The sequence below is a fragment of the Veillonella criceti genome, from assembly GCF_900460315.1.
Classification (GTDB): Bacteria; Bacillota; Negativicutes; order Veillonellales; family Veillonellaceae; genus Veillonella_A; species Veillonella_A criceti.
The window spans coordinates 493850-507571 of record NZ_UHIO01000001.1 but is presented as its reverse complement, the minus strand read 5'-3'; the positions used below and the strand labels follow the sequence as shown (position 1 = coordinate 507571).

The window sequence follows — 13722 nt, the reverse complement described above, 5'->3', positions numbered from 1 at the left end:
TTCAATTAAATATAAAACTTAAAGAGGAGGGCAGTATATGATATATTTTACAAGTGATTTACATTTAGGGCATGCTAATGCAATACGTTTAAGTAAAAGACCATTTCAATCACTTGAAGAAATGAATGAAACGATTATTAATAATTATAATTCTGTAGTACATGCTAATGATATAGTTTATATATTGGGTGATTTAACGTTCCGTTTACCTATTGAAGAAGCGAACTCTATAATTAAAAGATTAAAGGGAACTAAAATTCTTATTCGAGGAAATCATGATAAAGAGTATAATACGGCGTTGTTTGAGGATATCTTAGATTTTACGACTTTTCGTTATAATCATGTAGTTTTCTCGATGATACATTATCCTATGATGGAATGGCTACATTCTAGACATAATCGGGGAATAAATTTGCATGGACATATCCATTCTGATGGTTCTTATAATGAAAGAAATGTGGCTAACGGAATATTACGATACGATGTAGGTGTCGATAGTCATAATTATTATCCTATATCATTAGATGAAATTTTTGAAAAATTTCGACCTTATTTGAAGATTTAGTATAAAATAATAGATTTAACATGCGCTTATGTTGAATCTATCTAAAATAATAGTATAATGAAATTATAAAAGCGGAGAAACGTGTCAAATAGCTAAAAAGTAAACACCCTTTTATTGTAGATGGTATAAAAGGGAATTAACCTAGCACATCTATCGCTTGCCGATAGTGCGATACTAAATGATTCGGTTTGCTAAATGCTTACTGCCTGTTAATGGCGGAATAACAAATAATTAATCTAGGTTAATCAAGTAACAGCTGCTTTTCATGGGCGGTTGTTTTTATAGAATTAGGGAGGTTATTATGCAAAAAATCTTCACTAATAAAATAAAATGCAAATTTTGTGGGGATGTTATTGAATCAACTTTTATGCATGATTATAAAACATGTAGTTGTCAACGTGTTGCTGTTGATGGTGTGCATGAATATTTACGTCGGTGTTTTGTTGAAGAAGATGACTACATTGAACTGTCTGATTATATAGAGTAGATGTTTAGATTATATTGACATTTCCCTCATGTATTTAGTAATATATAGGAGTAATGCATGGGGGTATAGCTCAGCTGGGAGAGCGCTTGAATGGCATTCAAGAGGTCAGCGGTTCGATCCCGCTTATCTCCACCATTGAGACCGCACGATTGTGCGGTCTTTTTTTGATTGTAATATCTTCGTTTCAAGATAGGTATTATTAAAAAATTCAAGAACAGGGTATAATATGAAATATAAATGAATGTTTGAGGTTGTTTCATTGGTATTGTAATTAAACAGGGAGGCATGACAATGAGGAAACTTTGGGTAATGTTACTAGTAGTATTTTCAGTAGTATTTTTAGTAGGCTGTGGGGATACTGTCAGTAGTTTAACGGGGGGTGGTAGTAAATCAAATGTGCTTACAGAACCTGGTTTAGCGAATAAAATTATTGATGAACTAAAGAATAGAGAAGAATTAAAAGGGCATGATTTAAAAGCTATGGATGGCATTACTTTTAATTATTACAAGGATTTAGGAAATATAGTATTAATCCAAATTCAAAAACCAGGAACTACTGATAAGGTTGATGGCTATCGATATGAAAATGGTAAATGGAGTGGTCCGCAACCGGTTCAATTAACCGGTGATGGCGTATTAGCTGACAATGTAGGCGCTATTAGCACAATTGACTTTAATAAAGTGCCTGAAATTTACAAAGTATCTGAGGAGAAGGCCAAAAGTATAGAAGGTGGCGAAGTAAAACATGGTGTATTTTACTCGTACTCCGTTGATGAGGGCGTATTTACAGCTTCTACTACTGTAGATGGAGCACGGGAACAATATACTTTAAGATTTGATGCACAAGGAAATTTAATTAAGGAAATTAAACATTAAAATTTGTCAATTAAATCATATCAGTTAATTGTGTAATAACTTTATATATGTAAAAGAGACCTATTGTAATTTATTACTTTAAGTAAGTGAGGAAACTTCTGTTTCAGTGTAATAAATTTGATAGGTCTTTTATTGTTGCCCATATATACACTCTGTGTTATAAATAAGTAATAAAGAAGTGTAGTATTTTTCAATAGTAAAGTAGGTGACTTTATGCTTTATATTACTGGTGATTTACATGGCGATAAATCAACAATACGTGGATATTTAGATACGTTAAAGGAAACCACAAAAGATGATATTTTAATAATTGCTGGTGATTTTGGTTTACCTTGGTGGAGTCCTTTAACTTCATATTGGAAAAATTATAAAGATGTTAAATTACTTAAATTGTTAGCTGATGGACCATTTACTACCTGTTTTATTGATGGCAACCATGAAAATTTTAACCAATTAGCAAAATATCCCCTTGAAGAAAAATGGGGTGGACTGGTACAAAACATAGAAGGGTGTTACCATTTGATGCGTGGTGAAATATATACGATGGAAACATCACGTATTTTTACATTTGGCGGCGCTACGAGTACAGATAAAGAGTGGCGTACGCCTAAACTATCTTGGTGGCCTCAAGAGGTATGCTCTGAAGAAGAGCGAATACATGCTATAGACAAGCTTAATGCATGTAATTGGGAAGTTGATTATGTAATAACTCATACAGCACCTAAACAATTTAAATCACTATATAAAAAAGCTTTATCTACTAAAAACGAACCTTGCGAAACGGCCGATTTTTTAACAGAGATATATAAAAAAATAATTTACAAATGCTGGTATTTTGGGCATTTTCATGATGATATAAGTGATAATAATTTAAAAGCTCGCTTGATATATAATGATATTGTAGAAATGAAATAATTGATAATAGTATAGAATTGTGTTATACTTGTAATACAAAGATGTAAGACTTGTATTACATCTTTTTGTAAAATAAAATAAGCAGTATTATCTTAAGAAGAATAGGAGGCTTATTATGAGTACTATTTCGTTACGATTGTCAGAAGATGAAAATAAATTAATTAGATCATATGTTGAAATGAATAATTTAAATTTATCGTCTTTTATTAGAGATATTGTGTTAGATAAAATTGAAGATGATTTAAAACTTGATGAAAAAAGAATTTTAAAAGCTAAAGAACGAGCAAAACAGGAAAAAACATATTCTCATGAAGAAGTTTGGGATATGTTAGGAATATAATATAAATGTACAGTGTAGAGTTTACGGATAGTGCTATAAAAGAATTAAAAAAGATAGATAAATCTATAGCTAAAGTAATAAAAAATTGGATTGTTAAAAATTTAGTAGATACTATCGATCCAAGAATTCATGGAAAAGCATTAACAGGAAATTTAAAAGGAATTTGGCGTTATAGAGTTGGGGATTATCGTTTATTTGCTGAAATTGATGATAAAGTTCTGAAAATTTTTTTGTTTGAAGTGGCACATCGTCGAGAGATTTATAAAAAGAAGTAAGGAAGTTTGAAAGATGCGAGATTATGTAAGATTTGGCTGGCGTGCTTGTTTTGCTAGCATTGGTTTTGATTTAGTGAGTTTAGCGGTAGTCTTTTTTTCATATAAGTGGCTGTATCATTTATTGCCTGGCGATAAGTTTCACATAGTGGCAGGCATTATTTTATTTGTAGTGATTACAGTATTTGCTTTGTTATGTCGTCCATTTTATGTGAAAGGTTTAACAACGCGTTTTCCTGATACGCATATATCCAAAAGTGCTTTTTTATTTATTTTATATGCCATTGCCCTTGTTTTAGCCATTGTTTTGGCTTTATTTTATATAGCTGTGGTTGCTTTATTTATGACGGAACTACAGGCAGGGCAAGTCAGTGATAATGAAATGATTACTAGATTTTCGTTAATTTTTATGGCACTATCAAGTGCAGCCTATTTTTATTTTCTCTTATATGCAACGGCTAGTGCTGAATATGTATGGCGTAAATATTTGCAGCATAAAGTAGAAACATTGGATGATAAGACAATTTCTACTATGTTATAAAGGCTATATATACAATGTTGTATAATTAAGTTCTACTATACGTTAAGTTGTTTAATCATAACTTTTAGTTATTTGGTGATATTTATCACGGTTTTGTAGAATAGTAATATGATACAAATAAATAAGTATAGGATTTTTTTAGGATATAAGTGATCTCATTAATCAGATAACTAAGGAGCTTTCATGAAAACATCGATTATTTTACATTCGCTATTTAGTGAATTTTCCCGTGATCAATTACATGCTATTATGGACTTGGCTGATGAATTTGATGGAAAATTCCGAGTAGTAGTAACTGGCATTCAAATTTATGATATTACTAAAGACGCGAAGGAAGCAATTATAAAACGGTTACCCGAAGGGGTTCAACCCGTGAAGCATGCTGCGGTCAATTCCGTAGTGGCTTGTCGCGGTACGGATGGATGTTCTCATGCATTTATGCAAACGATGCCGTTAGCGAAGTATATAGATGAGAAGTATTTTGGAGAAACGATGCCAAATAAAGTTCGTGTTGGTATTAGTGGTTGTCCTCGTTGTTGTGCAGAACCAATGATTAAAGATATTGGCGTATACGGCATGCCTGATGGATTTGTGCTAGTAGTTGGTGGTAAAAGTGGTAATCGACCTAAGGGTGGCGAAATTTTAGCCAAAGGTTTGTCTGTTGAAGATACCCAAGCAAAAATTGAATTTTTATTACAATGGTATAAAGAAAATGCTATGCCGAAAGAAAAATTTGACCATTGTTTAGCACGTTTAGGCAATCCGTTTATTGTAACTGAATAATCATAGGAACTCTTTCAAGTTAGACTTATTAGAAATGCTTACTTGGAAGAGTTTTTTATATTAAAAAAGCTGGAAACTAGGTATAATACAAATATACTATTTTCATATTTGTTATTTGTAATTTATAATTTAATAAATAAAGAAGAGGTTTCAGTATGCTTTTAAAACCTGATTTACATAATCAATCAAAGCCATGGCGACGAATGTGGCGCGAATCGTTGATGAATAATCCTCAGCGAATGTTAGCCCTTAGTTTTGCTTGTTTAATGCTTTTAGGGGCTGTTCTTTTGAGTTTACCTATAGCGACAAATGATGGTATGAGTACATCTTGGATTGATGCCTTATTTATAGCTGTGTCCTGTGTATCAGTAACAGGGCTAGCTACGGTTGATACCTTTCAACACTGGAGTGTATTTGGTCAAACAATCATGATTTTATTAATACAAATCGGTGGTTTGGGAACCATGACCTTTACTACTTTTATATTTTTAATTTTACGCAGAAAAGTGGGGTTAGAAAATAAATTACTGCTTCAAGAAGATATTGGAGAAGACAATATTTCAGTGCATACTGTGCTTAAGCAAATAGCACTATTAACATTTGGCGTTGAATTTTTAGGCGGCATTGCTTATGCCATTGATTTATGGCCGTATTTAGGAAGTAGTGCAATCTATTATGGGTTTTATCAAGCTATTTCTACATTCTGTAATGCTGGTTTTGTGTTTTTCGATAATAACTTACCATATGAGTTAGTAGGTAACTGGGGATTCACCTTAACTACGTGTAGCTTAATTATCATTGGTGGCTTTGGCTATATGGCTTCTTTTGATATTTTCAAAAACTATAACCGTGGTTTTCATAGCTTTGCTTTACATACTAAGGTAATGCTGGTTGGTAATGGTATTTTAGTGATTGTGGGAATGTTAGCCATTTTAGGGTTAGAGTGGAATAATACATTACAGTCAATGCCTCTATTTACTAAATTACAAGGTGCTTTATTTCAAGCAGTGACACCACGTACAGCGGGGATTCCTACGTTAAACTATGCAGACTTACATCCCATTACCGTTTTTATTACCGTAGTTTTTATGTTTATTGGTGCAGGGCCAAACTCGACAGGGGGCGGTATTAAAATAAGTACAATGGCTGTTTTATGGGCTACATCGAGGTCTTTATTTACAAATAAACGACGAGTTGAGATATTTGAAAGAAGTTTAAGTCAAGCTATTATTTATAAAGCCTGTGGCATCGTCTTCTTTTCTTCTATGTTAGTCGTGTTAGCCACTTTTGTACTCGCTGGGATTGAGAAATTTCCGTTTTTAGATTTGCTTTTTGAGGTAACATCTGCTTTTGCTACGGTAGGGCTTACTATTGGCATTACCTCTGAATTGTCTACGATTAGTAAATTAACGCTTATTGTAGTCATGTATACGGGGCGTATTGGTGTACTGACATTAATCGGGGCCTTTTTCTTGAGACGACGACATACAACAACAGCGTATTTTCCAGAAGACAATGTATTGTTATAGGAGTATATATATGAAACGTAAAACAATAGGTATAATTGGACTTGGCCGGTTCGGAGGCACGTTAGCAAAGCAAGTGGCTGCTTTGGGGCATGAAGTATGTGGCATTGATATTGACGAAAAAGTGGTGCAAAAGTTAACGCCCTTTATTACGCATAGTATTGTAGCTGATTTTAGTGATGAAGAAACAATTCGTAGCTTACATTTGCAAGATTTTGATGTGGTAGTAATAGCCATTGGTGATGATTTGAAAGCGAAATTGTTAACAGCCATGGTTCTTAAGGAATTACAGGCTCCTTATGTAGTGGCTAAAGCGTCCAGTGATATGGAAAGTAAATTATTAGAACGAGTTGGTGTCGATTTAGTAATTTTCCCTGAAATGAATATGGCTGACCGATTAGCTCAGATGTTAACACGCGAATATATTGTGGATTATTTTCAGTTATCGCAAGATATTGGATTAGTAGAAATGAATACACCGGCCTTTATGGTAGGGCACACTTTAGAGGAATTGTCACTAAGAAGTCGGTATGGTATTAATATTGTAGCTATTAAACGGCATAAAAGTGTAATGGTGCCACCAAATCCAAAGGAACCACTTACTGAAGAGGATATGTTAATTCTTATTGGCCGCAATGAGGATATCACAAAACTAAGCCAACTTTAAGGGGTAATATGCTAATTAGTTATCAATTGTACACTAGTAATTGACATTCATAATGATACAACATATAATCAAGTTAGATAAAAGAGAGGGCTGTTCCTGCTAGCATGGACCCCTCTCTTTTGTGCGTAGTGGGAGGAGTTTTGTGAAAACGGAGAGGATGAACACTATGAAAAGACCTTTTATTGGGATTTCCGGTAGTCAGTTACGAGATGATCATGGTTCATTTGTTGAATTACAACGGTCTTATGTGAATCAAGATTATGTACGTTCTATTGAGTCACAAGGCGGGGTACCTGTTATTATTCCTTTAACATTAGATGAAGAGGTGATAGTTGAAACAATTTCACGATTGGATGGTTTACTGCTTTCTGGAGGTCATGATATCTTTCCTCTAAATTATGGGGAAGAACCGTTGCAAGGCTTAGAAGAAGTATGGCCAGAACGAGATCAATTTGATTTCATGCTTTTAAAGGCGGCTATGGAGAAAGAAATTCCTATTTTGGCAATTTGTCGAGGACATCAAATCGTCAATGTGTATATGGGTGGTACTTTATATCAGGATTTAAAGTATGATACAAATTGTACATTAAAACATGTACAAAATCAGACACCATCAATGGCGTTTCATACTGTTGATATTGAAGCTGATTCTAAATTAGCTCAATTGATTGGTAACACTCGTTGGGTAACTAATTCACATCATCATCAAATGGTACATCGAGTGGGTGAAGGATTAAAGGTGACTGCTGTGGCTAAAGATGGGGTTGTGGAAGGTTTGGAGGGCACAGAATATCCATGGCTTGTAACTTGTCAATTTCATCCAGAAATGATGATTAATCGATCTTCAGAGGCAAAACTATTGTTTAAGGGGTTTATTGAAGCTGCTAGCACTGTTATGGGCTAGCGCTATGAAGGGTGTAGTGGGAGTATTTATTAGTTCTTAGTATTTATGGATTAAGGAGTTGATGATATGGCAGCTTCAGGACATCATGATGAAGTTCGGCCTATTATGGATCCCAACAAAAATTATGAAGAAATTAACGGATATGTTATTTTCTGGGGGTTATTCTTTGCTGCATTATTTGCATTAGCAGTAGGGTATTTATGCTTAAAAATTGGTCAAACCGTAGATGCCTTTGCACCAGTCTCTATTTTGTCTATGGGGATGGCCGTTTTATTTAAACGTAAAAATGCATTTCCTGAAACAGTACATATTCAGGCTATTGCAAGTTCTGGTACCAACGTGTTATGTGGTGCGATGTTTATTTTACCGGCCTTATTTATATTAGATATTCATCATGTAACGGTTTTACAAATGATTATACCTATTATACTTGGTGGTTTGCTAGGTGTATTTCTTTGTATTTTCTTCCGCCAATATTTCTGCGTAGAAATGCACCATGCATATCCTTTCCCTGGTGGTCGTGCCGCTGCTGAAGTATTGAGTAGTAATGATGGTAGCAAAGCAAAACTTATGGCTTTGAGTGGTCTATTAGGTTTGTTCTATGATTTTGTATTGAATACATTGGGATGGTGGCGTGAAGTATTTTCTACGACTACCTTTAAATGGGGTCAATTAATTCAGGATAAGACGAAAGTATCTTTTGCCTTAGATAGTGACATTGCTTTATTAGGGTTAGGCTATTTTACAGGTCTGCGGTATGGGGCCATTATTGCAGCAGGCTCTTTCTTTGCCTGGTTCGTATGTATTCCTTTGTTTTACTTCATTGGTGGCGATCATTTAATGACAGTAGGGGGCAAAGAAATTTTATTAGCTGATGCTCCAGTACGCACTGTTTTCACTACATATGTACGTCATATTGGTATTGGTATGTTAGCTATGGCCGGTGTGATTGGTTTACTAACTATGTCTAATGTGGTTAGCAAGATTATGAAACGTGCTATTGTAGATATGTTCTCCCGTGGTAAAACAACTACAGTTAATATTCTTCGTACAGAACGAGATTTACCAAACTCATTACTTGGTTTAGGTATTATTTTAACCACCGTTTTATTTGGTATTTTCTTCCATATTTACTTTGCTGAAACGTTGATGCAATCCATTTTGGCATTTTTGATTGTTTTAATTATGTCTTTCTTACTATCTGTCGTTGGGATTAGTTCTATCGCCTTTACTGGTAATGAACCTGTATCTGGTATGACCATTTTTATGATCCTCATTAGTGCGGTTGTGTTGACGAGTGTTGGCATGGGTGGTACTACAGGCATTATTGCTATTTTGATGATGGCAGCCTTTTTAGGGACAACGATTGGTGTTGCTGGTAACTTTATGTCAGAACATAAAGTAGCGTATTTCACTGGGGCTACACCAGCTAAAATGCAAACTTGGCAATTAGTTGGTGTTGTTGTGTCCAGTATCGTATCCGTAGGTGTTTTAATTCTTCTAAATAATGCCTATGGATTTGTTGGTGACGGTGCTTTAAATGCTCCACAAGCTAATGCGATGGCGGCGATTGTAGAACCACTTATGACCGGTGGGAGTGCTCCATGGCCTTTATATATTATTGGTGCTGTCTTTGCTGTTTTATTGTGGATGGTAGGAGTACCACCATTGGCGTTTGCGCTTGGTTCATATTTGCCAATGGAAATCAATACACCAATTTTACTTGGTGGCTTTATTTCGTATCTTGTAAAACGAAGTGCCAAAGATGAAGCTGAAGGTGAAGCTCGTGTTAATGAAGGTGGTACTATTGCTTCTGGCTTTGTAGCTGGTGGTGCTATTGGTAGCTTAATTAGTGCGGTTCTCCGTATTGCTGGTGTTGATTGGTTCTTAGAAGCATGGGAACAAACACCAGAAGCAACTTACTTAGGGATTGTCATTTATTTAGCTTTATGTGTATTGATTTATAAAGTCGCAACTCGTAAACGCACGGCATAAATAAGTGATGTATAGGTAAGTTGAAAAGGAAAAACACATAATATATAGGCTTTTCAATTTTAATTTGAAATAGAAGTGTTATAACAAAAGGCGTTCAAAGGGCTTTGACTTTTGGACGCCTCTTTGATTTTTTGACTAATCAGTAAATATGCGAACTTTTAGGAAATATTTTTTAAAGAACTGCTTGACATTTTGACGTTTTATGATAACATTATAGCTGTGATTAGCACTCGACTTTGATGAGTGCTAACAACGAGGTGTGATTATGGATGAACGTAAACAACGCATCTTACACGCAATCATACAAGATTACATAAAATCTGCTGAGCCTGTTGGGTCTCGCACCTTGGCTAAGAATTATAATCTAGGTGTAAGTCCTGCCACGGTTCGTAATGAAATGGCTGATTTAGAAGAGTTAGGTTTTTTAGAGCAGCCTCATACATCAGCAGGGCGAATTCCTTCAGCGAAAGGATATCGATTTTATGTAGATGCTATGTTGCATTCGAACGGCACAGAGCGCGAAGATGCAGAGCAGATTAATAGAATATGGCAACAAAAGCCAGCTAATTTTGAAGATTTCTTTTTAAATGTAGCTAAATTGATTTCACAAATTAGCCATAACATGAGTTTATTTTTAGCGCCGGCTCATGATACTTCGGTGTTAAAATTTATTCATGTATTACCAATCGGTGATAATCGAGCCATTATGGTCGTAGTTACGGATCAAGGTGCGTTAGATAATGAACCGATGTATTTTAAAGAAGCTGTTTCTGATGATGTATTGGCTACGGTGACAATGCGTTTCACTAATGCAGTAAAAGAGCTTCGAATTTGCGATTTAACATTGCATAATTTAGAAGCGACGATTCAGTTAATTGAAGGACCGCGAGCCGTATTGATGATACTCGCTGAGACTTTATATCGTGCTATTGCAAAACGTAAACTTTTTTATTCCGTAGGAACAACGGAACTACTTGAACAGCCAGAATTTAAAGATATTAAAAAGGTACAACCTATTTTATCTTTGCTGGAAGAGCAAGATCAGTTAAATACATTATTAGCTTCTTCTAAAAAGGATGGCATCGGTATTACTATTGGCAGCGAGAATAAAGCAGAAACAATGAAAGAACTAAGCGTTATTCAAGCTGACTTTGGTGATAATGATGAACGGATTGGTACATTGGCAATTTTAGGACCAACTCGCATGGAGTATGGTCGAATTATTGGTATTTTATCGTATATGCAAGAGTTTATGCGTGCATTAGCGGAAAATAAAAATAGAAAGTAATGAGGTGATACTCACGATGGGAGCAGACGACATGAAACAAACAGAAGGTCAAGAGACTGTATCAACTGAAGAAGTAACAGCTAATGAACCTGAAGTAACAGTAGAAAGTGCTGAGGATGTAGCTGCTAGCGAAGCAACTGAAGCTAGTGACGCTATTGGTGCAGAAGCTGATGCTGTACAAGCGGCACTCGCAGAAGCAGAAAAACGCTTTGTTCGTTTGCAAGCTGACTTTGATAATTTTAAGCGACGGACGTTGCAAGAAAAAGATCAGTTAGCAGGCTTTGTAAAAGCTGATGTAATGAAAGATTTATTTGGTGTATTAGATAATTTTGAGCGAGCCATAGCAGCGCCTACTACAGCAGAGACTAAAGCTTTTTTAGATGGTTTTGTTATGATTCACCAAAACTTGATGGCTATGCTTAGCAAACATGGCTTAGCGGTGATTGATGCTGTTGGTCAGCCATTTGATCCAAATTATCATCAGGCCATTATGCGTGTACCATCTGAAGAATATGAAGATGACACGGTATGTGAAGTGTTACAAACAGGCTATACTGTAGATGGTAAAACAGTTCGGCCAGCTATGGTAAAAGTAGTACATAATGATTAATTCTAGGCAGTAAAGTTCAGCATAAAGAATGGTGAGGCTTTGCTTTACTAAAGAATTAATATGACAATAGATAGATATAATATAAAATAGGAGGTCATTTAAAATGGCAAAAGTAATTGGTATTGACTTAGGTACAACAAACTCTGTAGTAGCTGTTATGGAAGGCGGCGAACCAGTTGTTATTACGAACCAAGAAGGTTCTCGTTTAACTCCTTCCGTAGTTGGTTTTGCAAAGAATGGGGAACGTTTGGTAGGTCAGTTGGCAAAACGTCAGGCTGTATCTAATCCAGATCGTACTATTTCTTCGATTAAACGTCACATGGGTAGTGACTACAAAGTAAAAATTGACGATAAAGAATATACACCACAAGAAATTTCCGCTATGGTGCTTCAAAAATTGAAAGCTGATGCTGAAGCATATCTTGGTGAAAAAGTAACACAGGCTGTTATTACAGTACCAGCTTACTTTACAGATAGCCAACGTCAGGCAACGAAAGATGCGGGTGCTATTGCTGGTCTTGATGTACTTCGTATTATTAACGAACCAACAGCGGCAGCGCTTGCATATGGTGTAGATAAAGACGAAGAAGGTAAAGTACTTGTATTTGACCTTGGTGGTGGTACATTTGACGTATCCATTCTAGAACTTGGTGATGGCGTATTCGAAGTTAAGGCTACTAGTGGTAACAACCATTTAGGTGGTGACGACTTTGACCAACGCGTTATGAACTGGTTGATTGAAGAATTCAAAAAAGAAAGTGGTATTGATTTATCTCAAGATAAAATGGCTGACCAACGCTTAAAAGAAGCGGCTGAAAAAGCTAAAATCGAATTATCTGGTGTAATGAGCACTAATATTAACTTGCCATTTATCACAGCGGATGCAACAGGTCCTAAACATTTAGACTTAACATTAACTCGTGCTAAATTTGAAGAGTTAACTCATGACTTAGTAGAAGCTACTATTGAACCAACTCGCAAAGCGTTGGCAGACTCTGGTCTTAGTGTTGGTGAAATCGACAAAATCTTACTAGTTGGTGGTTCTTCTCGTATCCCAGCTGTTCAGGAAGCTATTAAACGTGTACTTGGTAAAGAACCAACTAAAAACGTTAACCCTGATGAATGCGTAGCTGTTGGTGCGGCTATCCAAGGTGGGGTATTAGTTGGTGAAGTTAAAGACGTATTACTTCTTGATGTAACGCCATTATCTTTAGGTATTGAAACTTTAGGTGGCGTGTTCACTCGTATTATTGATCGTAACACAACCATTCCTACATCTAAGAGCCAAGTATTCTCTACAGCAGCTGATAACCAACCTTCTGTAGATATTCATGTATTGCAAGGTGAACGTGATTTCGCAGCTGATAATAAAACGTTAGGTCGTTTTGAATTAACTGGTATTCCAGCAGCTCCACGTGGAGTACCTAAAATTGAAGTTACTTTCAACATCGATGCTAATGGTATTGTAAACGTAAAAGCTAAAGATATGGGCACTGGTAAAGAACAAGCTATTACTATCACTTCTTCTGGTGGATTACAGCAGGATGAGATCGATCGTATGGTAAAAGAAGCAGAAGCTCATGCAGCGGAAGATAAGGCTAAAAAAGAAGAAATCGAAGTTAAAAATAACGCAGATTCCTTAGTATATCAAGCAGAAAAAGCAATTAAAGACTTCGAAGGTAAAGCTGATGCTGCTACATTAGAACAAGTAAAAACAGCTAAAGATGCATTAAAATCTGCTATTGAAGCTGGTAATGTAGAAGATATTAAAGCTAAGAGCGAAGAATTAACTAAACCATTATATGAATTGTCCACTAAGATGTATGAACAAGCACAGGCAGCGCAAGAGGCAGCTAATGGTGCTCAAGGTGCTGAAGCAGCCGATGCACAATCAAAAGATGATGTTGTAGATGCTGAATATACTGAAGTAAAAGACGATAAAAAAGACTAAGA

Annotated in this window: 15 protein-coding genes and 1 tRNA gene; all 16 read left to right on the top strand. The window is 35.6% G+C overall.

The window, feature by feature from the left end; genetic code table 11:
- The first annotated feature begins 37 nt into the window (after positions 1-37).
- Positions 38-565 (top strand): metallophosphoesterase, encoded by a 528-nt coding sequence (locus DYE54_RS02385; RefSeq protein ID WP_115309732.1) that lies wholly within the window; start codon positions 38-40, stop codon positions 563-565.
- 301 nt (positions 566-866) lie between these two features.
- Entirely contained in the window at positions 867-1052 is a 186-nt protein-coding gene (locus tag DYE54_RS02380; protein ID WP_115309731.1) for a DUF7695 domain-containing protein, read from the top strand.
- 59 nt (positions 1053-1111) lie between these two features.
- Positions 1112-1187, top strand: a tRNA-Ala gene (locus DYE54_RS02375).
- A gap of 156 nt (positions 1188-1343) precedes the next feature.
- Positions 1344-1928, top strand: coding sequence for a hypothetical protein (locus DYE54_RS02370; protein ID WP_115309730.1), 585 nt, complete (start codon positions 1344-1346; stop codon positions 1926-1928).
- A gap of 213 nt (positions 1929-2141) precedes the next feature.
- Positions 2142-2843, top strand: a complete 702-nt coding sequence (locus DYE54_RS02365) for a metallophosphoesterase family protein (protein ID WP_115309729.1) — start codon at positions 2142-2144, stop codon at positions 2841-2843.
- 115 nt (positions 2844-2958) lie between these two features.
- Entirely contained in the window at positions 2959-3183 is a 225-nt protein-coding gene (gene relB / locus DYE54_RS02360) for a type II toxin-antitoxin system RelB family antitoxin (protein ID WP_115309728.1), read from the top strand.
- 5 nt (positions 3184-3188) lie between these two features.
- On the top strand, positions 3189-3458 hold the full coding sequence (locus DYE54_RS02355) for a type II toxin-antitoxin system RelE family toxin (RefSeq protein ID WP_115309727.1): 270 nt from the start codon (positions 3189-3191) through the stop codon (positions 3456-3458).
- Between the two features lie 13 nt (positions 3459-3471).
- Positions 3472-3996: a hypothetical protein gene (locus DYE54_RS02350; protein WP_115309726.1), complete on the top strand. Its 525-nt coding sequence runs from the start codon at positions 3472-3474 to the stop codon at positions 3994-3996.
- A gap of 183 nt (positions 3997-4179) precedes the next feature.
- The gene (locus DYE54_RS02345; protein WP_115309725.1) at positions 4180-4779 is read left to right on the top strand and encodes an NAD(P)/FAD-dependent oxidoreductase; all 600 of its coding nucleotides are present in this window, start codon (positions 4180-4182) and stop codon (positions 4777-4779) included.
- A gap of 203 nt (positions 4780-4982) precedes the next feature.
- Positions 4983-6308 (top strand): TrkH family potassium uptake protein, encoded by a 1326-nt coding sequence (locus DYE54_RS02340; protein ID WP_245935724.1) that lies wholly within the window; start codon positions 4983-4985, stop codon positions 6306-6308.
- A 10-nt stretch (positions 6309-6318) separates the two neighbouring features.
- Positions 6319-6972 (top strand): potassium channel family protein, encoded by a 654-nt coding sequence (locus DYE54_RS02335; RefSeq protein WP_115309723.1) that lies wholly within the window; start codon positions 6319-6321, stop codon positions 6970-6972.
- A 166-nt stretch (positions 6973-7138) separates the two neighbouring features.
- Positions 7139-7876 carry a gamma-glutamyl-gamma-aminobutyrate hydrolase family protein gene (locus DYE54_RS02330; protein ID WP_115309722.1) on the top strand — a complete coding sequence of 246 codons (738 nt, stop codon included), beginning with the start codon at positions 7139-7141 and terminating at the stop codon, positions 7874-7876.
- Between the two features lie 66 nt (positions 7877-7942).
- The gene (locus DYE54_RS02325) at positions 7943-9871 is read left to right on the top strand and encodes an OPT family oligopeptide transporter (RefSeq protein WP_115309721.1); all 1929 of its coding nucleotides are present in this window, start codon (positions 7943-7945) and stop codon (positions 9869-9871) included.
- Positions 9872-10136: 265 nt separating this feature from the next.
- The gene (hrcA, locus tag DYE54_RS02320) at positions 10137-11159 is read left to right on the top strand and encodes a heat-inducible transcriptional repressor HrcA (RefSeq protein ID WP_115309720.1); all 1023 of its coding nucleotides are present in this window, start codon (positions 10137-10139) and stop codon (positions 11157-11159) included.
- A gap of 31 nt (positions 11160-11190) precedes the next feature.
- The gene (gene grpE / locus DYE54_RS02315; RefSeq protein ID WP_115309719.1) at positions 11191-11769 is read left to right on the top strand and encodes a nucleotide exchange factor GrpE; all 579 of its coding nucleotides are present in this window, start codon (positions 11191-11193) and stop codon (positions 11767-11769) included.
- 103 nt (positions 11770-11872) lie between these two features.
- The gene (gene dnaK / locus DYE54_RS02310) at positions 11873-13720 is read left to right on the top strand and encodes a molecular chaperone DnaK (protein WP_115309718.1); all 1848 of its coding nucleotides are present in this window, start codon (positions 11873-11875) and stop codon (positions 13718-13720) included.
- Positions 13721-13722: the final 2 nt, after the last annotated feature.